The 22152-nt window shown below is 66.6% G+C and carries 30 protein-coding genes; 10 read left to right on the top strand and 20 right to left on the bottom strand.

Annotated features, from left to right (window positions below; translation table 11 throughout):
* The first annotated feature begins 96 nt into the window (after positions 1-96).
* Positions 97-966: a hypothetical protein gene (locus tag ACNKW1_RS06915; protein ID WP_418363867.1), complete on the top strand. Its 870-nt coding sequence runs from the start codon at positions 97-99 to the stop codon at positions 964-966.
* Positions 967-972: 6 nt separating this feature from the next.
* A complete protein-coding gene (locus ACNKW1_RS06910; RefSeq protein WP_418363866.1) occupies positions 973-1653 on the top strand; it encodes a class I SAM-dependent methyltransferase in 681 nt (226 codons plus the stop codon).
* A gap of 32 nt (positions 1654-1685) precedes the next feature.
* On the opposite strand, the gene ACNKW1_RS06905 is transcribed toward ACNKW1_RS06910, so the two are convergent.
* Both ACNKW1_RS06905 and ACNKW1_RS06900 read right to left on the bottom strand, forming a co-directional pair.
* Positions 1686-2711 carry an SLAC1 anion channel family protein gene (locus ACNKW1_RS06905; RefSeq protein WP_418363865.1) on the bottom strand — a complete coding sequence of 342 codons (1026 nt, stop codon included), beginning with the start codon at positions 2709-2711 and terminating at the stop codon, positions 1686-1688.
* A gap of 13 nt (positions 2712-2724) precedes the next feature.
* Positions 2725-3024 (bottom strand): DUF3817 domain-containing protein, encoded by a 300-nt coding sequence (locus tag ACNKW1_RS06900; protein ID WP_418363864.1) that lies wholly within the window; start codon positions 3022-3024, stop codon positions 2725-2727.
* Positions 3025-3458: 434 nt separating this feature from the next.
* Here ACNKW1_RS06900 and ACNKW1_RS06895 point away from each other — a divergent pair, with 434 nt between their 5' ends.
* The 4 genes from ACNKW1_RS06895 to feoB are packed head-to-tail and all read left to right on the top strand — an operon-like array spanning position 3459 to position 6733.
* A complete protein-coding gene (locus tag ACNKW1_RS06895; protein WP_418363863.1) occupies positions 3459-3863 on the top strand; it encodes a c-type cytochrome in 405 nt (134 codons plus the stop codon).
* Positions 3847-4476: a hypothetical protein gene (locus tag ACNKW1_RS06890; RefSeq protein WP_418363862.1), complete on the top strand. Its 630-nt coding sequence runs from the start codon at positions 3847-3849 to the stop codon at positions 4474-4476. Before ACNKW1_RS06895 ends, ACNKW1_RS06890 begins: the two co-directional genes overlap by 17 nt.
* Positions 4473-4718 carry a FeoA family protein gene (locus ACNKW1_RS06885; protein ID WP_418363861.1) on the top strand — a complete coding sequence of 82 codons (246 nt, stop codon included), beginning with the start codon at positions 4473-4475 and terminating at the stop codon, positions 4716-4718. Before ACNKW1_RS06890 ends, ACNKW1_RS06885 begins: the two co-directional genes overlap by 4 nt.
* Positions 4715-6733: a ferrous iron transport protein B gene (gene feoB, locus ACNKW1_RS06880; protein ID WP_418363860.1), complete on the top strand. Its 2019-nt coding sequence runs from the start codon at positions 4715-4717 to the stop codon at positions 6731-6733. The genes ACNKW1_RS06885 and feoB overlap by 4 nt, the downstream gene beginning before the upstream one ends.
* A 60-nt stretch (positions 6734-6793) precedes the next feature.
* Here the strand turns inward: feoB and trxC are convergent, their stop codons facing one another.
* Positions 6794-7231: a thioredoxin TrxC gene (trxC, locus tag ACNKW1_RS06875; RefSeq protein ID WP_418363859.1), complete on the bottom strand. Its 438-nt coding sequence runs from the start codon at positions 7229-7231 to the stop codon at positions 6794-6796.
* 56 nt (positions 7232-7287) lie between these two features.
* Positions 7288-7731, bottom strand: coding sequence for a putative zinc-binding protein (locus tag ACNKW1_RS06870; protein WP_418363858.1), 444 nt, complete (start codon positions 7729-7731; stop codon positions 7288-7290).
* A 223-nt stretch (positions 7732-7954) separates the two neighbouring features.
* Between ACNKW1_RS06870 and ACNKW1_RS06865 the strand changes: the two genes are divergently transcribed.
* Positions 7955-9058: an alpha-hydroxy acid oxidase gene (locus ACNKW1_RS06865; RefSeq protein ID WP_418363857.1), complete on the top strand. Its 1104-nt coding sequence runs from the start codon at positions 7955-7957 to the stop codon at positions 9056-9058.
* 139 nt (positions 9059-9197) lie between these two features.
* Here ACNKW1_RS06865 and ACNKW1_RS06860 read toward each other — a convergent pair whose 3' ends face one another.
* Together ACNKW1_RS06860 and ACNKW1_RS06855 are read right to left on the bottom strand one after the other, a co-directional pair.
* Entirely contained in the window at positions 9198-9545 is a 348-nt protein-coding gene (locus tag ACNKW1_RS06860) for a DUF1840 domain-containing protein (RefSeq protein ID WP_418363856.1), read from the bottom strand.
* Between the two features lie 17 nt (positions 9546-9562).
* Positions 9563-10120, bottom strand: coding sequence for a hypoxanthine-guanine phosphoribosyltransferase (locus tag ACNKW1_RS06855; RefSeq protein ID WP_418363855.1), 558 nt, complete (start codon positions 10118-10120; stop codon positions 9563-9565).
* Positions 10121-10256: 136 nt separating this feature from the next.
* On the opposite strand from ACNKW1_RS06855, the gene upp reads away from it, so the two are divergent.
* Positions 10257-10889: a uracil phosphoribosyltransferase gene (gene upp, locus ACNKW1_RS06850; RefSeq protein WP_418363854.1), complete on the top strand. Its 633-nt coding sequence runs from the start codon at positions 10257-10259 to the stop codon at positions 10887-10889.
* Between the two features lie 121 nt (positions 10890-11010).
* Positions 11011-12258, top strand: a complete 1248-nt coding sequence (locus tag ACNKW1_RS06845; protein ID WP_418363853.1) for a uracil-xanthine permease family protein — start codon at positions 11011-11013, stop codon at positions 12256-12258.
* On the opposite strand, the gene ACNKW1_RS06840 is transcribed toward ACNKW1_RS06845, so the two are convergent.
* From ACNKW1_RS06840 to ACNKW1_RS06830, 3 genes are read right to left on the bottom strand one after another with little or no spacing between them, the layout of a single operon-like run.
* Entirely contained in the window at positions 12191-12592 is a 402-nt protein-coding gene (locus ACNKW1_RS06840; protein ID WP_418363852.1) for a YqjK-like family protein, read from the bottom strand. The genes ACNKW1_RS06845 and ACNKW1_RS06840 overlap by 68 nt on opposite strands.
* Before the next feature lie 15 nt (positions 12593-12607).
* A complete protein-coding gene (locus ACNKW1_RS06835) occupies positions 12608-12991 on the bottom strand; it encodes a phage holin family protein (RefSeq protein WP_418363851.1) in 384 nt (127 codons plus the stop codon).
* A 4-nt stretch (positions 12992-12995) separates the two neighbouring features.
* The gene (locus tag ACNKW1_RS06830) at positions 12996-13307 is read right to left on the bottom strand and encodes a DUF883 family protein (RefSeq protein WP_418363850.1); all 312 of its coding nucleotides are present in this window, start codon (positions 13305-13307) and stop codon (positions 12996-12998) included.
* A 262-nt stretch (positions 13308-13569) separates the two neighbouring features.
* On the opposite strand from ACNKW1_RS06830, the gene ACNKW1_RS06825 reads away from it, so the two are divergent.
* Positions 13570-14070 (top strand): TlpA family protein disulfide reductase, encoded by a 501-nt coding sequence (locus ACNKW1_RS06825; RefSeq protein WP_418363849.1) that lies wholly within the window; start codon positions 13570-13572, stop codon positions 14068-14070.
* Positions 14071-14145: 75 nt separating this feature from the next.
* On the opposite strand, the gene ACNKW1_RS06820 is transcribed toward ACNKW1_RS06825, so the two are convergent.
* The 11 genes from ACNKW1_RS06820 to ACNKW1_RS06770 form a co-directional block, all read right to left on the bottom strand.
* Positions 14146-14634, bottom strand: a complete 489-nt coding sequence (locus tag ACNKW1_RS06820; protein ID WP_418363848.1) for a nitrous oxide reductase accessory protein NosL — start codon at positions 14632-14634, stop codon at positions 14146-14148.
* Positions 14631-15242 carry a nitrous oxide reductase accessory protein NosL gene (locus ACNKW1_RS06815; RefSeq protein WP_418363847.1) on the bottom strand — a complete coding sequence of 204 codons (612 nt, stop codon included), beginning with the start codon at positions 15240-15242 and terminating at the stop codon, positions 14631-14633. Before ACNKW1_RS06815 ends, ACNKW1_RS06820 begins: the two co-directional genes overlap by 4 nt.
* Before the next feature lie 102 nt (positions 15243-15344).
* On the bottom strand, positions 15345-15848 hold the full coding sequence (locus ACNKW1_RS06810; protein ID WP_418363846.1) for a TlpA family protein disulfide reductase: 504 nt from the start codon (positions 15846-15848) through the stop codon (positions 15345-15347).
* Positions 15849-15853: 5 nt separating this feature from the next.
* Complete coding sequence (locus ACNKW1_RS06805; RefSeq protein WP_418363845.1) at positions 15854-16864, bottom strand: hypothetical protein; 1011 nt, start codon at positions 16862-16864, stop codon at positions 15854-15856.
* On the bottom strand, positions 16861-17553 hold the full coding sequence (locus tag ACNKW1_RS06800; RefSeq protein WP_418363844.1) for an ABC transporter ATP-binding protein: 693 nt from the start codon (positions 17551-17553) through the stop codon (positions 16861-16863). The genes ACNKW1_RS06805 and ACNKW1_RS06800 overlap by 4 nt, the downstream gene beginning before the upstream one ends.
* Before the next feature lie 4 nt (positions 17554-17557).
* Entirely contained in the window at positions 17558-18694 is a 1137-nt protein-coding gene (locus tag ACNKW1_RS06795; RefSeq protein ID WP_418363843.1) for an ABC transporter permease, read from the bottom strand.
* Positions 18657-18989, bottom strand: coding sequence for a hypothetical protein (locus ACNKW1_RS06790; RefSeq protein WP_418363842.1), 333 nt, complete (start codon positions 18987-18989; stop codon positions 18657-18659). Before ACNKW1_RS06790 ends, ACNKW1_RS06795 begins: the two co-directional genes overlap by 38 nt.
* Positions 18986-19945 (bottom strand): prenyltransferase, encoded by a 960-nt coding sequence (locus ACNKW1_RS06785; protein WP_418363841.1) that lies wholly within the window; start codon positions 19943-19945, stop codon positions 18986-18988. The genes ACNKW1_RS06790 and ACNKW1_RS06785 overlap by 4 nt, the downstream gene beginning before the upstream one ends.
* Positions 19946-19963: 18 nt before the next feature.
* Positions 19964-20791, bottom strand: coding sequence for an ABC transporter permease (locus tag ACNKW1_RS06780; protein ID WP_418363840.1), 828 nt, complete (start codon positions 20789-20791; stop codon positions 19964-19966).
* A 5-nt stretch (positions 20792-20796) separates the two neighbouring features.
* On the bottom strand, positions 20797-21174 hold the full coding sequence (locus ACNKW1_RS06775; protein ID WP_418363839.1) for a hypothetical protein: 378 nt from the start codon (positions 21172-21174) through the stop codon (positions 20797-20799).
* A gap of 119 nt (positions 21175-21293) precedes the next feature.
* The gene (locus ACNKW1_RS06770; protein WP_418363838.1) at positions 21294-22151 is read right to left on the bottom strand and encodes an ABC transporter ATP-binding protein; all 858 of its coding nucleotides are present in this window, start codon (positions 22149-22151) and stop codon (positions 21294-21296) included.
* Position 22152 lies beyond the last annotated feature (1 nt).

The raw sequence follows: 22152 nt of genomic DNA, 5'->3' as shown, positions 1-22152 counted from the left end.
GGCGCCGATTCGCATTGTTTGGTGCGTCGGCTGGAGACGCTGCGCAGGACGGCATTTTTGGGCAGTTGAACGATCACCCTGGACCGCAGGTACCGCATGAGCACGGCTCCCTATCCCCTGTTCCTCGCATGCGCCGCTGTGCTGGCGGGAATGCCGATGGCGACCCAGGCCGCGAACTGGTACGACAACGCCGTCACCTACGTCCGCGGCACCGAGTTTACCGAGCCAGGCAACCGGCGCGAGGTGCGCAAGGACATCGTGCAGTTCACCCATGCGAGTGGCTACGCGCTCGGACAGAATTTTCTCAGCCTCAAGGCCCTTCGCTCCGACGCGACCGACCCGAAGAAAGGGCACAGCCGTGGCGCGACCGAGGTATATCTCGCCTACCGTCACCAACTCCACCTGGGCAAGGCGTTCGAGCGCAGCTTCGCGTTCGGGCCGGTGAAGGAGGTGGCCCTGAGCGCTGGCTTCGACCTCAACACCAAGGACACCGCGTTTTCGCCGCGCAAACGCTTCGTCGTGGTCGGCCCCACCTTCAAGTTCGACGTGCCCGGCTACCTTGACCTGAGCCTGATGGTGGGCAAGGAGTGGAACCGCTGCCGGCTCGACGCGCCGGTCTGTCCGAAGCGCGAGATCGGCTTCGATCCGCAGTGGGTGGTCAATCTGGTGTGGGGTATTCCGTTCCGGGCCGGCTCGGTGCCGCTGCAGTTCGAAGGCTTCCTCGCCATCAACGGCGAGAAGGGGCGTGACTACGCCGGCACCCGCACCGGCACCGAGACCCTCATGCGTACTGCGCTGATGATTGATGTCGGGCAGATGGCCTGGGGCCGGAAGAAGTCCCTGCTCGTCGGCATCGGCTATGAATACTGGCGCAACAAGTTCGGCAATCAGACGTATCCCGATGGGCGCCCGCTTCCGGGTATCGACACCGACGCGCCGACGCTGCAGGTCGCCTGGCATTTCTGAACGCCGATGTCCGTGTCTGGCGCCGCTCCGTCTTGCCCGGCCTGCCCGGTGTGTCTGGACCCCGCGCCGCGACCCTTCATCACGGTGGGTGGGCGTGACTACTGGCGCTGCGAGATCTGCGAGGCAACCTTCCTCGTGCCTGCGCAGCGACCGGCGCAGGCCGATGAGCGGGCGGAGTACCTGCTGCATGCGAACGATCTTCAGGACATCGGCTACCGGCGCTTCCTGTTCCGTCTGGCCGAGCCCTTGCTGGTGCGCCTGCCGCCGGCTTGTGACGGACTTGACTACGGCTGCGGGCCTGGGCCTGCGCTGGCGACCATGCTGCGCGAAGCGGGGCATCGGGTGGCGCTCTATGACCCCTTCTTCGCACCTGATGCAGCCGTGCTCATGCGCCGCTACGACTTCATTACCTGCACCGAGGTGGCCGAGCACTTCCATGATCCTGCGACCGAGTTCAGCCGCTTTGACCGCATGCTGCACCCCGGGGGCTGGCTGGCGCTGATGACCTGCTTCCAGACCGACGATGCGCGCTTCGCGAACTGGCACTACCGGCGCGACCCGACCCACGTGGTGTTTTACCGCGAGGCCACCTTCCGCCACATCGCCCGCCTGCTCGGCTGGCAGTGCGAGATTCCGTGCAAGGATGTGGTGCTGATGCAGAAACCCGGCGCGGCGCATGCAGTTTAGGCGCGTTGCGCCGCTACGGTATGGGTGGGCGCTTACTCCGGAACGCAGATCTTCCCTTTCGAGGCGGCCGCCAGCGTCTTCACGCTCAGCAGCGCCACGACTGCGGTGAGCACCGCGAGCAACAGCCAGGCGAGCGAGGTGTAGAAGCCCCGCCCGCTGCGCACGCCCATCTCGAAGCTCGCCAGCGTCATCGCCGCGAGCGGGAAGGAGTAGGCCCAGCCCGAGATCGCGAACGGCAGGCGGAGGAAGCGCAGCGCGTTGCTTGCCAGCAGCAGGGTGAGGAAGAGCGCGGTGAAATAGAGCACGCGGGCAAAGACGTCGAGGCCGTCGATCAGCGCCACGTAGGCGAGGAAGCCGGCAGCCGGCGGCGCGATGAGGATGAACAGCGTCGGCGCGAGGCGGGCCGGCAGTGGCTCGTTGAAGAACAGGCGGTGCAGGATGATGGTCATCAGCACCAGCCAGAAGACCACTCCGATGCTGAAGAAGAACCAGCTCACATCCACTGGTGCGAAGCCCACGCCAGCGATCGGCACCAGGATGTTGCCCACCACCGGGATGAACCAGGCCGGGTTGGCGTGCTCGAGCTTGTAGCGAGGGTGGTGGATCCAACTGCTCATCGCGGCGAGCGTGAACGCAAGGTGCAGCGCCGCCCCGAGGCCCCAGATCCACGCGGCCGTACCCGGCATGTCGCGCCCCCAGGCCACGGAGAGCAGGATCAGGCCGATGGATATGGCGGGGAAGAAATTCAGTTTCACCGGATGCATCCAGTCGGCTCGCACCGCCTGAGGGCGGCGCAGTAGCTTGCTCGCATACACCGCGAGCAGGAACAGGAAGATGCCTGAAGCGAGCAGGCGCAGCAGGTCGCCGATGGCTTCGGGGGCGCCCGATACGTGGTGGGCCTTGATCCAGGCGAGAGCGAGTCCGGCGAGGCCCATCACGATCGAGAACAGGGCGACCGGAAAATGCGTCAGCCGGTCAAGGGGCTCGGCGGCTGCAGATGTGGATGGTGCGGGCGCAGCGGGGGCGGACGGAATGGCGGACGGAACAGGGGCGTTCATCGTGAGGCTCCGGCTAGCGAAGTTCGGGGTAGGTCTTCCTGAGTTGGCCGTCGGCGAAGAATGCGCCGAGCGGAAGCAGCGCTCCGATCAGCAGCATTGCACCGAGCGAAGGCTTGAGCGCGCCGCGAACGAGTGCTGCGATGGTGCTGATCGCCAGTGACAGGAACAGCACGCCGTGTACGGGGCCGAGGAGCTTTACGCCGATCGGCTGGTCCAGCATGTACTTCACCGGCACCGCGACGAAGACGAGCATGAGCAGGGCGATGCCGTCGGCGAAGGCCAGACGGTGAATCAGTTTGCGATGCGTGGACACGGGTACTCCTGTTACGGAAATGGGTGCCGCGCTATCGCCGGCGGTGTGGTTCCATTGGAACGTCCGTCAGCTGGCGCGGCCTGGGGTGGGGGCGGTGGATCACGACTCGCCGAACCTCGCGGTGCGGATGGAGACGCAAACCTTGCGCTGGGCCGACTATGTTGTCGGCTTCCTGCGCGCTTCCACACGCAAGCCGCGTGCCAGCAGTTGAGGTTTTCCTGGGCGGCGCTCGCACACGATGGTGTGGCTGGGGTTTTGCGTGGCAGGGCCTGGCAGGCAGTAATGGCAGTCTGCCGAAGGCAGACAAATTTGACGTAGCCATGACGCAGTCTGACGCAATGCGTGGCAGTTGTTTGCTGCGATCCTGGCTGAGGCGCTGAAAACCGGCCACGTTTTCACGGGTTTCGTGGCACCCAAATTGCTTCACTCCGGACATGAACGACAACCGCACTCGACCCCTCGTTTTCCGGGCCACCGGATTGATCTCCCTCGCATGTGTCGGGATGCTCGCCGCGGCCGGTGCCGTGGCGAGCGGGCCGGTGCCCGCCGAGAGACTCGCACGCGCGAAGTACTGCATGACCTGTCATGGCGTGGGCGGCACCATCATCGGACCTGGCTACCGCCAGATTGCGGCGCGTCGGGCTGGCGAGCCAGATGCGGAGTCGTTCATCGCTGCGCGCATTCTGAGCGGGAGCGCGGGGCAATGGGGCAGTGCGGCCATGCCGCCCAACGCGGTGAGCGAGGACGAGGCCCGGTTGCTGGCGCGCTGGATCCTCTCCATGGCGCCATCGGACGCAGCGGCGCAGGACGAGGAGCGGCGCGATGAAAGCGCCCGCTGATCGCCCGGCCGACCGCCCCAAGGCGCAGCAGGGCGCCGTGCAGCGCACGCTGCGCAACTTCGCCCAGATGCTACCGGCGATGCTGGGTACGCTGCTGCTGAGCAGCCTGATCCTAGCCTGGTTGCCGCATACCGGGCTGCTGTCCTGGTTCGGACGTCACGCGGTGCTCGACGTGCTGCTCGGGGCCAGCGTCGGCAGCGTCGCGATGGGGCATCCGGTCGCGGGTTACCTGCTGGGCGGCGAACTGCTCGATGCCGGTGTCGGGCGGCCCGCGGTGACGGCGCTGGTTGTGGCGTGGGTGACCGTGGGCGTTGCCCACGTGCCTGCCGAATCGCTCGCGCTGGGCAAGGGCTTCGCGTTGCGGCGCCATGCGCTGAGCTTCGTGTTCGCGCTCGCGATCGCGGGGCTCGCCGAGCTGCACGCCCGCAGCATGCGCACCGCCCTGCTTGCGGTGGTGCTGTATGCGCGAGCGATCAAGCTGCCCTTGTTGCCACTGCTGGCGCATTATTTTGGCATGTCTTACATGCTGGTGCTGTCGGCGCTGATCGCCCTCTTCGCTCTGCTGGGCGGGCTGGTGATGGAGCGCATCGCACTGGCTTCGGAGCACGAATGAACGCGATCTCCCTTTCTCCCCTGGATCGGCTGCCGGTCCATGCGCGCGCGGTGGTGCGCGAGCTGTCCGGCGGCAACGAGTTCGCCAGCCGGCTCGCGGCGATGGGCATGGTGCTGGGCGCATCGGTCGAGGTGATGCAGAACAGCGGCCGCGGCCCGATGCTGGTGCGCGTGCGCGACACCCGGCTTGCGCTCGGTCGGGGCGAGGCCAACAAGGTCCTGGTCGAGGCGTGCCCGACATGAGCTCAGCGGCAAGCGGACGCGAGCGCGTGCTCATCGGCCTCGCCGGACAGCCCAATGTCGGCAAGACGACGGTGTTCAACCTGCTCACCGGGCTCGAGCAGCACGTCGGCAACTGGGCCGGCAAGACCGTGGAGCGCGCCGAGGGCACCGTCCGCCACGAGGGCGTCGAGGCCACGCTGGTGGACCTGCCCGGCACCTACAGCCTCACCGCCAATTCTCCCGAGGAACGCGTCGCGCGTGATTTCCTGATCTTCGAGAAGCCCGACGTGGTGATGGTGATCGCCGACGCCTCGGCGCTCGAGCGCAGCCTCTATCTGCTCGCCGAGCTGCTCGCGCTCGGGCTCGATACGCCGATCGTGCTCGGACTCAACATGACCGACGTCGCCGCCTCGCAGGGCATCGACATCGACCCCGGGGTGTTCGCGGCGGCGCTCGGCCTGCCGGTGGTGCCGCTGGTTGCGCGGCGGGCGCAAGGCGTGGCGGTGCTCGTCGGCACCGCGTTGCGTCTGGCCGTTGACCCATCGGCATGCAAGCCGGTGCGTCCGGAGATCGCCGCGCCGCACCGCGAGGTGCTCGCCGCGGTGCATGCACTGCTTGAGGGGCACGTGCCCGCCCCCTATCCGGCGCACTGGGTGGCGATGAAGCTGCTCGAGGGCGACGGTGAGCTCATCGACCTGGCACGCCAGCGGGCGCCCGAGCCGGTGTGGGCGCAGATCGAGGCCCTGCTCGGAGAGCACGAGGACGCGGTGCTCGGCATCGCCGCGGGGCGCTACGAGTGGATCGAGCGCATGGCGCGCGCCGCGGTGCGACGCCCCCGCCTCGGCCAGGTGAGCCTGACCGACCGGCTCGACCGCATCGCCCTGCATCCCGTGTGGGGCCTGGTGCTGCTGATGGGCGTGTTCGCGCTCATCTTCGGGCTCACCTTCGAGCTCGCCGGGCCGGTGCAGGACTGGCTCGAGGGCGGGCTGATCGAGCCGCTCGGCGTCTGGCTGGGCGAGCGCCTGGCGAACGCACCGCCCTGGGTCTCGGGCCTGCTCGTCGACGGGGTGCTCGGCGGCGCCGGTACGGTGATCACCTTCGTGCCGCTGCTGGCGGTGTTCTTCGCCGCGCTCGCGCTGCTCGAGGACACCGGCTATTTCGCCCGCGCGGCCTACGTCATGGACCGCTACATGCACCGCATGGGCCTGCACGGCAAGAGCTTCCTCCCGCTGTGCCTGGGTTTCGGCTGCAACGTGCCGGCGGTGATGGGCGCGCGCGTGATCGACTCGCCCAGCGGCCGCCTGCTCACCATCCTGCTTGCGCCGCTGGTGCCGTGCAGCGCGCGCCTGCTGGTGCTCGCGTTTCTCGCACCGGTGTTCTTCGGCGATGTGGCGCTGGCGGTGACGCTCGCCTTCATCGGTGTGAACCTGCTGCTGGTGGCGGTGGCGGGGAGCCTCTTCAACCGCTCCCTGTTCCGCGGCAAGCGCGTGTTCTTCATCATGGAGATGCCGCTCTATCACGTGCCCAGTGTGCGTACCATCGTGCGCTTCGTGCGCCGGCACGTGATCGCCTTCCTGCGCAATGCGGGCAGCCTGATCCTGATCTTCTCGGTGGTGCTGTGGGCGCTCGCCTACTTCCCCGGTGAGGGGCTGGAACAGAGCTGGCTCGGCCGCTTCGGCCAGGGCATCGCGCCGGTGAGTGAGCTGCTCGGCCTCGACTGGCGGCTCATCGTCGCGCTGCTGGCGAGCTTCGTCGCCAAGGAGAACGCCATCGCCGCACTTGGCATCCTGTACGGTATCGAGGGCGAAGGCCAGGCGCTGGCCGAGGTGCTCTCGGCGAGCATCCCGGTGGGTTCGGCGCTGGCCTTCCTCACCGCGACCATGTTGTTCATCCCCTGCGTGGCCACGCTGGTCGTGATGCGTACCGAAACGGGCAGCTGGCGCTGGCCGATGGTGAGCGTGGCACTACACCTCGCGTTGTCGATCGCGGGCGCAATGGCGGTGTATTGGGGGTGGATGGCGCTGGCCGCGGCCTGAAGGCCGGGCCGGTCCCACGGCGGGGCTGGTGTCCTGCCGGTTCAGACGGTCCGGTGGTGCTCAGCCCACATGCGAGCGCGCCCAGCGCACGATGTCGGCGGCGGCCATGGCGCCCGCCTGGCGGGCGATCTCTCGGCCGCCACGGAACAAGGCCAGTGTCGGGATGCTGCGGATGCCATGGCGTGCGGCGATGGCCTGGTGGGCTTCGGTATCCAGCTTGGCAACGCGGAACTGTGGCTCGAGCATGCTCGCCGCCTGCGCGAAGGCGGGCGCCATCATGCGGCAGGGGCCGCACCAGGGTGCCCAGAAATCCACCAGCACCGGGATGTCGTTGCGGCCGATGTGGCGGTCGAAGTGGGGGCCGTCGAGCTCGAGGGGCTGGGCGGTGAAGAGCGGTTGCCTGCACTGGCCGCATGCTGGGTTTTCGCCCAGGCGCGCGGCAGGAACGCGGTTGACCGCGTGGCAGTGCGGGCAGACGAGGTGCAGGGCTTCGGACATGACAGGCGCTCCGTAAAAGTCAGCCTTTGCTCATATCGGTGCGGGGCGCCGCAAGTTCAAGCCGTCCCGTTCTTGTTTGCCTTTGCGGGCCGCTGGGGAGGCGTGCCCACGCCATCCTGCTCCATCTGCATGCGCAGGTCATGTGCGTGCGCACGTGCCCGCCTGAAGACGGCGTCGGCCTCCTCCGGGTCGAAGTCGCTCGCATAGCGCTTCTTCACCCCCTGCTCGTTGAGCAGCAGGTGGATCGACGGTGCTACGCCGCGCTCGGTGAGGCTGCTCTTCGTGCATTCCAGCGCACAGCCGTCGAGCGCCAGGATGGGGCGGCCCGAGCGTGCAATCTTGACCAGCGCGGGCACGTTGCCGCCGACGCCGGCGATGCACGACATCTCCGCCTCGCCTTCATGGTCCAGGCGCAGGGCGACGTGGTTCGCCATCTGCGCGGCGCTGGAGCAGCCCGAGCAGGCGTAGACGAGCGGAAGGTTCTTCTTGCGGCCGGCCATGCGGCAGTCCTCGCGGAGAAGTTGGATGCGGTGGAAGTGTACGCCCACCGGCTGTGGGTACCAAGCCTGGGGATGGCCCACAAGGCGCAGGCAGGCAGCATGCGACGCGGGGGTTACAATTCGACCATCATCTGCTCATCCATTCCTATCCGTGCCCTCAAGACGAAAGCTCTATCGCGGGCGAAACCCTGCACGTGCCCAGAGCATCGCCGAGCTGCGCGCCATGGCGGAACATCGGCTGCCGAACTTCTGCCTCGAGTATGTCGAGGGCGGCGCCGACGACGAGCTCACGCTGGCGCGCAATCGCAGCGCGCTCGATGAGGTTTTGCTCTTGCCGCGTACGCTGGTCGATGTGTCGCAGCGCTCCCTCGCAGTGCCGCTGTTCGATGTGGACATCGCACTGCCCGCGATCATCGCGCCGACCGGTTTCAACGGGCTGCTGACGCACGCAGGCGACCGCGTGCTGGCCGAGGCGGCGAAGGTGGCCGGCATTCCGTTCTGTCAGAGCATGGTATCGACGGTGGCGCTGGAGGAGATCGCCGAGATCGGCGTGCGCCACTGGATGCAGATCTACCCTTTCAAGGACCGCGACAACCTTGCTGCGGTAGTGAAGCGGGCCGAGCTCGCTGGCTGCGAGGCGATCGTGCTTACCACCGACGCTTCGGTGTTCGGTAACCGCGAGTGGGACCGGCGCAACTACCGAGCGCCGATGAAACTCAGCTGGGGCAACGTGTTCGATGTGGCCCGGCATCCAGCCTGGGTTTGGGATGTGCTCGTGCCGCACGGCATGCCGCGCTTTCGCAACCTGGGCGACTTCCTGCCGCCCGGCATGGACAGCGCGAAGAACGCCGCAGCCTTCCTCGCCGCGCAGATGGATACCTCGCTCACCTGGGAGGACGTGTGCTGGCTGCGCGCCCTGTGGCCGCGCAAGCTGCTGGTGAAGGGCGTACTGCTGCCTGAGGATGCGCTGCGGGCGAAGGAGGCGGGCGCGGACGGTGTGGTGGTGAGCAACCATGGCGGCCGGCAGCTCGATGGTGCCCCGGCGCCGATCGAGACACTAGCTGCGGTGCGTCAGGCGGTGGGCGCGGAGATGACGGTGATCGTGGACAGCGGTTTCCGGCGCGGCAGCGATTTCGTCAAGGCGCGCGCGCTCGGCGCGGATGCGGCGATGTCAGGGCGTGCGACGCTCTACGGACTGGCTGCGGCGGGCTCGGCCGGTGCTGCGCGGGGGCTGGACATCCTGCGCAGCGAGATGGAGCGCACGCTCGGTTTGATCGGCTGTGCGCGCATGCGTGAGGTGGACGCGCGCTTCGTCGGCCGCGGCTGACGTCCGTGGGAGCGGCCATGGCCGCGAAAACTGCCGCAAGAGGGTGGATGTCCGCAGGCAAGCCCGCGCCCACGGTGAAATCGGCCGTCGGCTCCCGCGGACAGTTGCCTGCACTGGCGCGTGGGTGCGATGGCGAGTCTCAGACGCCCCAGACCACCGGGGCTTCCTCGTGCAGCGACGCTTCCATCATGTTCAGCAAGGGCCAGGCGCGCTGGGCGAGCCCGACGGGTGCGGCCATGCCCGCGTGACCGGCTTCCTTCTCCGTCTGCTCGTGGTCGGGGTTGCGCTGGCGTTCGAGCTCGGCCTCACGGGCGCGGTCTTCCTCGATCGCGGCCTTGAGCCGTGCGATGGCGTCGGGCAGTTGCTGGGCGGTGATGATGCCCTGGGCGTCGAGCGGATCCTTGCCGACGATCTTGATGAGTTTCTTCGCAGCATCGCCGAACATGATGACGTCTGCGCTGGCGTGGGACTTGAAAGTAACGAGCATATCGATCTCCCTTGGGCTCAGAGGCCCTTGACGGCGTAGATGCCGGGCGCGTTGCGCCAGTAGCCCTTGTAATCCATGCCGCAGCCGAACAGGAAGCGGTCCGCGATGTCGAGGCCGGAAAAGTCCGCGCGCATGCCCGGGGCGGCCTTGCGCTCGTGCAGCTTGTGCACCAGCACCGCGGACAGCACCTCGGCGGCGCCTTCTTCCTTCAGGTGTTCGATGATGGCCTTGAGCGTGTGGCCTTCATCGAGGATGTCGTCGAGCACCAGCACGGTGCGTCCGCGCAGGTCCTGCGTGGGGCGTACCCGCCAGTCGAGCAGTGTGCCCTGCAGCGCGTGGCCGTAGCGGGTGGCGTGCAGGTAGGCGACCTCGAGCGGGAAGGGCAGGCGCGGCAGGATGCGGCCGGCGAGGATGAGGCCGCCGTTCATTACCGCATAGACGAGCGGGTTGGTGCCGGCCAGGCGCGCGGTGATCTCCACGGCCATGCGGTCGAGGGCGGCTTCGACGGTGCCTGCATCGGCGAGGCAGTCGGCTTCGTCGAGGGCGCGGCGGATTTCTTCGAGGTCGAGAGACATGGGCTGAATCCTGCAGGCGTTCGAGCTGCGTTCAATTCGGCCCCGCATTTTAGCCGTTTGCAGCGTCGGGGTGCTTGTGCGCCATGCGACGGCGCGGTAAAAGAAGGCGCATCATCGCTGCCGCCCGGAAACCGCCATGCCCATCCACGAAATCCGCCATCCGCTCGTGCGCCACAAGATCGGCCTGATGCGCGAAGGCGACATCAGCACCAAGAAATTCCGCGAGCTCACCGCCGAGCTCGCCCGTCTGCTGGCCTACGAGGCGTGCCAGGACTTCCCGCTCGAGGCGGTCGAGATCCAGGGCTGGGCCGGGCCGGTCGAGATCGAGCAGATCAAGGGCAAGAAGGTCACCGTGGTGCCCATTCTGCGTGCCGGCCTGGGCATGCTGGACGGCGTGCTCGACATGGTGCCGAGCGCCAAGGTAAGCGTGGTCGGTATCGCACGCAACGAGGAAACCCTGCAGCCCGCGCCCTACTTCGAGAAATTCGTCGGCCAGCTGAATGAGCGCATGGCGCTGATTATCGACCCCATGCTCGCCACCGGCGGCTCCATGGTGGCCACCGTAGACATGCTCAAGCGCAAGGGCTGCACCCACGTGCGCGCGCTGGTGCTGGTGGCGGCGCCCGAGGGCATCGCACTGATGAACGAGAAGCACCCCGACGTCGACATCTACACCGCAAGCATCGACAGCCACCTCAACGAGCACGGCTACATCATCCCCGGCCTGGGCGACGCGGGCGACAAGATCTTCGGCACGCGGCACAACTGAGGCTGTGGCGACGGCAGGCGCGTGTGCGGCTGCCGCCACCGCATCATCACCGTTTCATCGATAACGACAACCATGCCGGCTGCGCGGCACCCCGGCCGCGTGCGTCCGGCGGAGAACCCTCATGCGTGAAATTCCCATCCAGTCTGCCGAGCCCCTGTGGCGGCAGGTCATTTCCGGCGCCCAGATCCTGTTCGTCGCCTTCGGTGCGCTGGTGCTGGTGCCGCTGCTCACCGGGCTGAATCCCGCGCTCGCATTGCTCGGCGCGGGGGTCGGTACGCTGCTGTTCCAGTTCATTACCGGGCGTCAGGTGCCGATCTTCCTCGGCTCCAGCTTCGCCTTCATCGCGCCGATCATCTTCAGCATCCAGACTTGGGGCATCCCCGCCACCATGGGCGCGCTCGCTTGCGTATCGCTGATGTATTTCGTCTTTGCCGGCCTGGTGTGGAAGCATGGTGCCGACATCGTGCACCGCTACATGCCGCCGGTGGTGGTGGGGCCGATTATCATGATCATCGGTCTATCCCTCGCCGCCGTGGGCGTCAACATGGCGATGGGGCGCAGTGGCGACGGCAAGATCGAGCTCGTGCCCTACGCCACTGCGCTTATCGTGGCAGGGATCTCCTTCGGGACCACGGTGCTGGTTGCGGTGTTCGCGCGCGGCTTCCTGAAGCTGGTGCCCATCCTGTGCGGGGTGGGGGCGGGCTACCTGGCGGCGATCCTGTTCGGACTGGTCGATTTCGCTGCGGTGGGGGCGGCGCCCTGGTTCGTGATGCCGCAGTTCGTCACCCCGAGCTTCGAGCTTGCCGCGGTGCTGTTCATGCTGCCCGTGGCGCTGGCGCCGGCGATCGAGCACGTCGGCGACGTGCTCGCGATCGGCGGCGTGACTGGAAAGGACTACACCGAGAAGCCCGGTCTGCACCGCACCCTGGCGGGCGACGGAGCCGGCGTGCTGTTCGCGGGGCTGATCGGCGGCCCCCCGATCACCACCTACTCGGAAGTGACCGGCGCGGTCACGCTGACCAAGAACTTCAACCCGGCGATCATGACCTGGGCGGCGGTGCTGGCGGTGATCCTCGCCTTCTTTGGCAAGTTCAACGCGCTGCTGGCCTCCATTCCGGTGCCGGTGATGGGGGGGATCATGATGCTGATGTTCGGCTCGGTGGCGAGCGTGGGCCTGAACACGCTGATCAAGGCGCGCGTGGATCTGGAAGAGCCGCGCAACCTGGTGATCGTGTCTTCGGTGCTGGTGATGGGGATCGGCGGTCTGGCGCTGAACTTCGACGGCATGACGCTGCAGGGCGTCAGCCTGTGCGGCGTCGTCGCGGTGTTGCTGAACCTGATCCTGCCGAAGGCTCGAGCCGGCGTCTGATCAGCGCCAGCAGCCCGCGCAACAACGGCACCGCGGCGGGCAGCAGGGCGGACAGTTGGCCGCCGCGCACCTGGCGCACCAGCAGCCAGCCCACCCAGGCGCGCTTGGCCAGGCGCAGCGTGAACCGCGGCCGCACCAGCAGCACGGTGATCAAGGCCACCGATAGCACCGGAATGCGCTCCTTGGCCCATGCGAGGTGCTCGCGCAGGCCATCGGCGCGATCTAGGGCGCCGTCGATGCCGTCGAGCCGGCGCGAAAGATCCTCGCGCTGCGCGTCGGCACGCAGTTGAAGCTTCTGCTTGCGCAGCGCGAGGTCGAGGTGGCGGGTGTCCATGCGTGGGCGTGGAGCTCAGTCCGGTTTCCGGAGGGCGGCGCGGTCGCGTGCGAGTTCGGCGAGGCTGGCAGAGAACAGCTTCGTGCCTGCGCGGAAGGCACGCGCCGCGTTGCTCGCGGCCAGCAGCCCGCCGCCGATGCAGATCGCAGTGGAAATACCGAGCGCGAGCAGGCGGTGATCCTCCCAGAACAGCACGGTCAGGAAGATCATCACGAACACCAGTCCGAAGCCGAGCAACAGCCCGGCCAGCACGGTGTTCAGCGCCAAGCCGGTGAGACGGAGCTTCTCTTCCTGCAACTCGACCGCGAGCAGTTCGAGCCGCGTCTGCGCCGTCTGCAGGCCGGCGTCGAGGATGCCGTGCAGGCTGTCGGCCAGGCGCGGCCGAGGTCCGTCGCTCATCGACTCAGCGGCGGCTGACCAGCAGACCCAGTAGGAAGGCGACGCCGGCGGCGACCCCGACCGACTGCCAGGGGTTCTCGTGCACATAGTCGTCGGTGGCCCGCACGGCCTTCTTGCCGGAGTCGACGAGGGCGGCTTCGGCGTCGCTCAGGCGATCCTTGGCAACTGCGACGCGGGTGTTGATGCGCGCGCGCAGATCGTCGAGCTTGCCGCCTTGCTGGTCGGCAGTGAGCTTGAGGAGTTCTTCTGCGTCCGAAATCAGTAGCTTGAGGTCGTCGACGAGTTTGTCCTTCGAGGGTTGGGCGGTCGTGCTCATGTTGAGTCTCCTGTGTTGCATTGAAAGAGGCGCTGAGGCTTGAACAAAGGCTACGCTCTGCATCGACCGAAGGCAATGCAGGCGGCGTAAGCACTTGCGACGCGTCTTTGACAAGACCTAGCGGGAATTGATCCCGCTCCAGGCGGTCCATGACCATGCTTGGCACAATCGCGCCATGTTTGCCCTGCAGGCAGGCCCGCCATGCCAACCCGCTGGGGCCATTCAATCCATTTCACCCGAACGAACTCAAGGAACGCCCGCCATGATCCGCAAGCTTGTCGCCGTACTCGGCTTCGGCCTCCTCATGAATGCAAACGCCACCGAGGGCATCGATACCGAAGCCTTCTTCGCGGCGAAGATGACCGGTCTGGATGGCGCGCCGGTCGACATGGCGCAGTTCCGCGGCCGTCCGCTCATCGTCAATTTCTGGGCGCGCTGGTGCGGGCCGTGCCGCGATGAGATCCCGGAGCTCGTGCGGCTGCGCGAGGCACAGGGCGAGGACGGCATCGAGGTGGTCGGGGTCTCGGTGGAGGCCGAGGACAAGCTCGAGAGCGTGCGCGACTTTGCCAAGGCCTATGACATGAGCTACCCGGTGGCGGTGGCGGGCAAGGATGGGATCCCGCTCATGAAGGCGCTGGGCAACGCGCAGGCGGGCCTGCCCTTCACCGTATATATCGGCCGCGACGGCAAGCCGGTGGGCAGCAAGATGGGCGTGGTGCGACGGGCGGACCTGGAGGCTTCCGCCGCGTTGCTGTTGCAGTGACGAAAAAGCCGGCCGCGAAAACGGGTTTCGCGGCCGGCCTGGGGTGCGCGAGGCGCGCTTGCGCCCGGTCGGGGCTTACTCGAAAAGTCCCTTGTCGAGCATCACCGGCAATTCGGCGCTGACCTCGTCGAAGCGCAGGATGCGCACACCCTTGTGCTCCTTGAGGAAATCGGCCGCGTCCTCTTCGGTTTCCAGCGGTACGAACTCGTGCCCCATGGGGCCGAGTACGTCCGAGCCGACGACGTAGTACGCAGCCTTGGCGTCGATCGAGGTGAGGCCGTAGTACTCGGTCACGGCGATGCGCTCGATCTGGTCGCGGCTGTGGCCGGCGGCATACTTGCCAGGGTCATGCCAGAACTTGAACATGTCCTTGGCACCGTCGAAGAAGTGCGCATGCCCGTCCTTGTAGACGATGGTCGCGATCCAGTTGGGGTACTTCGCGGTGAGCATGCCGCACACCGGGCACAGATCCTTCTCGCCCGGCTTGGGCAGATCCGCCGCGGGGGCCTGGGCGAGCGCGAGGCTCGTCCAGGCCGCGAACACGAGAGCGAGCAGGGTCTTCATGACTTGTTCTGCTTCTCCATCATCTTCCGCCGGCGCTCGGCGCGGTTCTTGCGGATGCGGCTGACGTCGGCCGACATGTCGGTGTAGGCGGCGAGCAGCGCGCCGTCGAAGTCGGTGATCTCGCCGCCGTTGGCCGCCTGCGAGGCCTTGGCCGCGTCGGCAGAGCCGTAGGCGACCTTGCTGCGTGCGGTCATCACGCCGGGCAGCTTGCTGCCGACCAGGAAGCTGGCTTTCTCGACCTCGACCAGCGGTTTGGTGTCACCTTCAACGGCGTTGTCGCCTACCCAGATCGCCTTCGGGTCGCGGTCGATGTTCAGCGACAGGCTGATCGCCGAGCAATGCAGGGAACAGGTGCCGTCTGCGAGGTCGTCCGCGTAGTGCACGACCATCCGAGAGTGGTGGTACTGCTTGCGGTCCATGCCGCAGTACGGGCATTTGGGATACTTGGCGATGTCGTCGGCCTGGGGCTGGGCATCGGGCGCCGTCTTGGGGATGAACTGGGCCGGGGTGCCGTCGGCGGGACAGTTTGTCTGCGCGCTGGCCTTGCTGGCTGCGGCCATGCCGATGCTGGCCAGGACGGACATCTTCAGGGCTTCTCTGCGATCCATGTTGCACTCCTCGAGTGTGCCGGTGCATGCCGGCGGTATTGGAAAATGGGCGCCGCGCGGAGGATCGTCCCTCCGAATGGCTGAAACAGCCTTGACCTTTGTCTACTCATGTGCAGAAAGGATGCGAGAAAGCTGATTGAGGAGCAGTTTCTCGTCTGCTTCGCCGATGATCTTGCCGGCGATGCGCCCGTCCTTGTCGATGAAGTAGGTGATCGGCAGGCCCTGGACACCGTACTGACGGGTGATGCGCGAGTCGGGGTCGAGCACGCTCGAGTAGCTGACGCCAAGCTTTTCGATGAAGGTCGCGGCGGTTGCGCGGTCCTGTGCGACGTTGATGGCGATCACGGCCAGGCCGCTGTCCGCATGCTCGCGCTGCAGGGCATCCACGCGCTGCATGTGGCTGGCGCAGTAACGGCACCAGTCCGCCCAGAAATCGAGGATGACCGGACGCCCTGCGTAGTCCTCGGGGAACTTGCGCACGCTGCCGTCGAGGTCGACGGCTTCGAAGCGCGGGGCAGGGCTGCCCGTTCCGGGGCCGGCGTCGGGGCCGCCGCAGGCGGTGAGCAGGGTGCAGGCAAGCATGGCAAGCAGGCGCGTCATCGGCATGGACGTCACTCGAGCAGGATCAGGTTGGAGCGCAGCACCATGAAGCTCGCCACCGCCAGGAAGATGGCGAAGCCCGCTGCGGCGATTCCGGCCAGGCGTGCGCTCGCCCCGGGAGCCAGCTCGGAAAGGCTGGGTCGATGCGCGAACAGTGTGAGCACGCCGGCCGACAGGCCGGCTGCGGCCGCGGCGAACAGTGGCACGTAGAGCGCATAGCCCTGGTAATCGTACTCGGGCTTGAGGATGCAGAACGGGCAGTGGTGGTTGGGGTGCTCGTAGATGTACAGCGATATGAACGCGACCACGCCCATCAGTGCCACGAAGAAGGCGGCGATCGAGCTCGCCCCCACCGCGAGTCCGCTCCAGATCCGGCGACCGGCGCTCTTCCAGTGCCAGAAGGCGATCGCGGTGGCAAGCGAGAGTACGGCATAGAACAGGATCATCGCGCTGCGTGGCGCCATGGCGCTGACCTCGCTGGCCACGGTGTCGGCCTCTTCCGAGAACATGCTGCCACAGCACGAGGTGATGACATCGGCCTCGAGGTTGATGAAGTAGTTGAACTGCAGCCACAGCACCACCGCCGCAAGCGGGGCGTAGGCGAGCAGCATCGTGTACTTGATGCGGATGAGCGGATAGTCGCGCGCGGCGTTGTCCAGCCGGTTGACGGCCAGCCAGGTCGAGGCGACGAAGAACAGCGTCAGTTGCGCGTACAGCGCCGGAAAACCGTACTCGTTGGCGTTCAGCGCGCCCACCGCGCACATTGCACCCACGAACATCACCGACATCTTGTCGGCGTTGAAGACGAACAGCAGGGTGGCGAGCAACTGCAGGCCGCAGACCAGAGCCACCAGCATCGAGAACAGGTAGGTCATGCGCTCGAGCCGGAGCTGGCGTTCGCTGCCGCTGCCGATGTCCCAGTGGCGGATCAGGTTGACGGCGAAGGGTGAGGCAGCCACCAGCATGGCCAGGCTCAGGCTGGCGGCCATCAGCAGGGCGATGATGGCGGGCTGGAAGATCATGCGGCCGCCTTGTCGTGCACGTCGATGAGCGCACCGTCGCGCAGTGAATACACGCGGTCCACCACATCGGACTCGACCACCAGCGGGTCGTGGCTGGTGAGGATCACGGTGCGGCCGGCTGCGGCGAGGCGCTGCAGGATGACGAGGAATTCGGCCGAGAGCTTGCTGTCGAGGTTGGCCGTGGGCTCGTCTGCGATCAGGATCTCGGGGTCGTTGATCAGCGCGCGGCAGATCGCCACGCGCTGCTGCTCGCCGCCGGAGAGCCATTCCACCTTCGCGTCGCGCCGGTGGGAGAGCTGCATGTCTGCGAGCAGCGCCTCGGCGCGTTCGAGCAGACGGGCGCGCGGCGTGCCGCTGGGGTAGCCGGGCAGGATGATGTTTTCGATTGCCGTCAGGCCCCGCACCAGGTTGAACTGCTGGAAGATGAAGCCGAAGGTGCTGCGCCGGATCTCGGTCAGGAAGCGCTCGGGCAGGCCTGAGATGTCTTCGCCCTTGAGCCGCACCCGGCCCTCGGTGGGCCGCGCGAGGCAGCCGAGAATGGTGAGCAGCGTGGTCTTGCCCGAGCCGGACGGACCCTTGAGCACATTGACCTGCGCCGGCGGGATGTCGATGTCGATGCCCTTCAGCGCCCAGAATTCGTTGTGCTGGCCCTGATTGAAGGCCTTGCGGATGTTGGCGAGTTCGAGCATGGTCTCAGCCCCGCATCACGGTGTCGGGATCGGTGGTCGCAGCGCGCCAGATCGGCACGAGCGTCGCCGCGGTGTAGGGCAGCACCGTGAACAGGAACAGCGTCGCCACCTGCAGGCCGTCGATCTTTGGTGTCAGCGAGAAGCTCGGATACAGCACCGCCCACCCCTTGAGGACCGGCTGCAGCAAGCCGAAGTTTCCATGGAACACGTGTACGTAGGCGGCGATGTAGCCGATCAGGAAGGCGAGCACGGAGATCAGGAAGCCCTCCCAGAACTTCATCGCGATCACGTCGCCGGTTTCCCAGCCGATGGCCTTGAGGATGCCGATCTCGCGCTTCTCCTCGGCGGACAGTCCCGCGGCCTTCTCCCACGCGAAGATGCCGAAGGCGAGGATGGCGGCGGATAGCAGCGCCAGCATCATGCCCTCGCGCCAGTCGAAGATCGAGGCATAGGTGCGCAGCACCTCCTCACGCAGGATGGGGCGTGAATCCGGGAGCTTCTCCATCAGCTTGAGACCGACGTTGCGCACCTCGTTCGGGTTCGCCACCCACAGCGCGATGTCGGTGTAGTGGCCCTCGGGGTAGGAGAAGAAGCGGCGGAAGTCGGCCTCGTTGAGCAGCACCAGGTCGGCGCTGACGAGTTCCGACTCGTGCGGCAGCACATCGTTGATGATGAAGGTGTGCAGTTCGCCCGAATACGAGCGGAAGGAGATGCCGTTGCCGGCGGCCAGCCCGCGAGAGCGCTCCAGCGCAGGGCCGACGATGATCTCGCCCTCGGCGATCTCGCGGTCGGTCGCCACCATGAAGGTGTAGTTCGCCTTCATCACGCTGTCGTAGTAGTAGCCCCACAGCCGCCCTTCGATCTTCTGCACCCCGCGCAGGCGGCCGACGTCGTCGAGGTAGCCAGGCGGAATCAGATCGTGGCGACCGGCGATCAGGCGCTGCAGCACGATCTCGGGCGTGCCCGCGAGCACACGCGTGGCCTCGTTGCGCAGCGCATGGGTGTACAGGGCTACCGAGGCGAGCACGAACACCAGCAAGGTATAGACGAACAGCAGGCCCAGGCTCCGGGACTTGCGCCGGGCCAGCGAGCTGGCGGTGAAGTCAATCAGATGACGCTGCTTCTCGATCCAGGGGTTCATTGCGACTCAGCAGATTCTTCGGTGGCGGGAGCAGGGAGCCCGAGGGGAAGTGCTCCAGCGCCACGGGGTGATCCTGAAAGGCCGAGTGCAGATCGGCCTGTGTAAGGTGGCGCGTGTAGCGCGCTTCGGTGAACAGCGCGATGTCCGAGAGGCGCAGTCGCTCGACCAGCGCTTCGGTTTGCTGCAGCGCAGGCTCATGTGCCGCGCGCTGTCGCGCGGCGTCGAGGAAGGTGCCGCCGAAGAGGGCGGCGGCAACGAACACCGTGCCGAGCACCCGGTTCGACGGTCTGCTCATGCCAGGAGGCGCGCCGCACCCAGGCCGAGCGCGAGCAGCAGGCCGCTGAGGTTCGCGGCGGCGATGGTGTTGCGGATGGGTGGCACCAGCCGCTGCGGCGTCATCGCATGGGCGAGTAGCTGGCGCGCCGCGTTGACCGAGAACACCAGCGGCAGCAGGGCGATGGCCGCGGTCCACGGGAGCTGTCCGCCGGCGAGCGCCCCGGCCAGCCACAGGTAGGCGAAGGCGACCAGTAGCACATAGCCGCGGCTGGCAACACGCGGGCCGAGGCGCACGACCAGGGTGCGCTTGCCCGCCTGTGCGTCGGCACGCATGTCGGGGAACTGGTTGATGTAAAGGATGGCTGCCACGAGCAGCGCGAAGGGCAGGCCGGCGACCAGCGGCAATATGGAAAACTCGCCGCGCTGTACGAAATCGGTGCCCAGCACCACCAGCAGCCAGCCCGCGGTGATCGCCCCTTCTCCCATGCCGCGCGACATCAGCTTCAGCGGCGGCGCGGAATACGCCCAGGCAACGAGAAGCCCGGCCAGGCCGATCGCGACGAGGCCGGGGCCGGACAGGATGGTCAGCCACAGGCCTCCCGGGATCACCGCAGCGAGCAGCAGATAGCCGAAGCGGCGCATCTCCGCGAGGCTCAGGTAGCCGTTCTGGATGAAGCGGCTGCCACCGGTATAGGGATGCAGCAGTTCGGTGTTGAAGCCATCGGTGCCGTTGAGCGCGTCAAAATAGTCGTTGATGACGTTCGCCCCCGCGTGGGCGACGAGTGCGAACAGGATCGTGACCAGTGCCTTCGCCAGGTTGATGTCCAGCCCGCTGGCGGCTGCAGTCCCCAGCCCGATGAGCGAGCCGGCCAGCGTCACCGTCAGGAATGCGGGCCGGGTGGCTGCGAAGTAGCGCGCAAACCCGTTGGGGAACGGGTTGCGGAGGCTTTCGTCGCAGGGTTTGTCGACGTTCATGCTGGCGGGCGCCGACGATCAGGGCAGATCGCCGCGGCGGAAGACGAGATAGCCTGCGCCGGCACTGATGATGCCGAGCGCTGCCGGGTAGAGCACCGCGAAGTAGCGGTATCCCACCTCGCCGAACAGGTCGAGGATCACGTACGCGGAGGGGCCGAGCACGATCAGGTGCGGATCGAACATCGACAGCGCTGCGGTGCGGAACACCTGCAGCGGGTTCGCCAGGGCGATCGTGACCGCGATATCGGGGGAAACGCGCTCCTGGATCATCACGCCAAGCAGGATCAGATCGAGGAAGAGCAGGAAGATCAGCCAGGCGAGGAAGGCGGCGCCCTGTGCGACGTCGGTGGTGCGTGCAATCGACGAGATCAGCATGCCGAAGCCGAGGAAGCACATCGCCATCGCCGCGATCAGTGCGGTGTAGTAGGCGAACATACCCCACGGCACCTCGATCCCCTGAATCGTTGCCCAGCCCACCGCGAGCAGCATGGCAGCGAACACCGGCAGGAAGATGACGATGTAGCGGCCGACGAACTTGCCCCAGAACCACGCCCACAGGGACACCGGCAGCGAGAGCAGGTACTCGAACACGCCCGCCTCGCGGTCGCCGGCCACGGAGCGTACCGTGGTGATGAGCACGAAGATCGGCAGGATCGCCATGGTGAGCTGGATGTAGGTGACCAGCAGGCGCGACAGGCCAATGAAGCCGAGCACGCGCGACTCCGTGAGGCCGAACAGGAACAGCAGTGCGACGATGCCGCCGAACACCAGCGTGTAGATCTGGAACCAGCGTGCGCGCAGCGATTCCACGATGTCCAGACGGGCGGTGAGCCAGAACTGTTTCATTTGTCTTATCTTCCCTTCGCCAGCGTCTGCTGTCGCATTTCTTCGTAGGTCACGCTTTCGCCCTCGCTCATACCGCCCGCTGCGCCGTAGTTGTAGCCCATGGGCGAGGTGCGCGTGATGTAGCGCACCTGGCGCGGATCGTGCCAGGTCATCTCGTCACGGCTCTTGCTGTTGTAGTCGGCGACCCACATGCGGGTGGAGGGGTCGTCCATCCACGGGAAGCGATCGCGCTTCTCTTCCAGCCAGAAGACGAGGCAGCCGACGTCGTCGAACTTGAACACGGTGTCCTTGGGGCCGCCGCGCAATTCGGCTGCGAAGCGGCGGTCCGAGATCGCCATGTTGCAGCGCACGCAGGTGTCGCGGTCCCAGATGATGGATTTCATGCCTTCCGGCCATTTGCCGTCGTCACGGCAACCCGACAGGGCAGCGGCGAGGGGCGTGAGCAAAAGCCCCCCCTTCGCCAGACTTCCCATGAACTGGCGTCGATGTTGGTCGCACATGGTCAGTGGGGCCTTTCTGTCATTTCCAGCTTGGTGACCAGGCCGGAGTATCGGGAAACGACGCCGAGGAAGCGCAGACGGTCGGCGCCGGCGATCTCGCCATTCCATGCCGTTGCTGCGGGGTCGAAGCTGAACTTCCAGCTTTCGAGCGCCTTGGCGATGGCCGGATCGGCCTGCTTGAGCAGGATCTGGCAGTCGAGGCGGCTATGCAGTGCGCCCATGTCGGCCACCTTGTCGTCAAGCACGACGCGTCCGGTGTCCATCTCGATCACGCGGTTCACGAGGGCGGAGACTTCGTCCAGACGGTGACTGGAGATGATCATGGTCGCGTTCTGCACCCGCTCGGCGAGCAGGTCGAAGAAGATCTTGCGCGCCTCGGGATCGAGGTTGGCTGCGGGCTCGTCCATGATCAGGAGTCGGGCATCGCGGCCGAGCGCGATTGCGATCAACAGCTTCTGCTTCATGCCGCCCGAAAGCCGGACGAACTGGCGTGATCGAATGGTGTCGATCTCCAAGCCCAGTCGCTTGGCAATGTCGTCGATGCGCCTGGGATCGGAGCCGCACAGGCCGGCAGCGAAATCGATCAGTTGGCCGACCGGCATCTTCAGCGGCGGGGGCAACTGGGGGACGAAGCCGACCTCGGCCAGCACGTCGGCACGTGCCTTGCGCGGGTTGATGCCATTGATGGTCACAACGCCGTCGTGCACATACTCCCCGAGCAGGCAGCGGATCAGTGTGGTCTTGCCTGCGCCGTTTGAGCCAATGAGGGCAATGCGCTCGCCCAGTTCTACATCGAGCGAGATGCCGTTGAGGACGCGCGCACCACGAAAGGTTTTGATGACGTTATCTAGTCGGATCATG

The sequence above is a fragment of the Thauera sp. WH-2 genome (assembly GCF_048321015.1).
Taxonomy (GTDB): domain Bacteria; phylum Pseudomonadota; class Gammaproteobacteria; order Burkholderiales; family Rhodocyclaceae; genus Thauera.
Note: the sequence above shows the minus strand (reverse complement) of the source record. Positions and strands in the feature narration are given on the sequence as shown.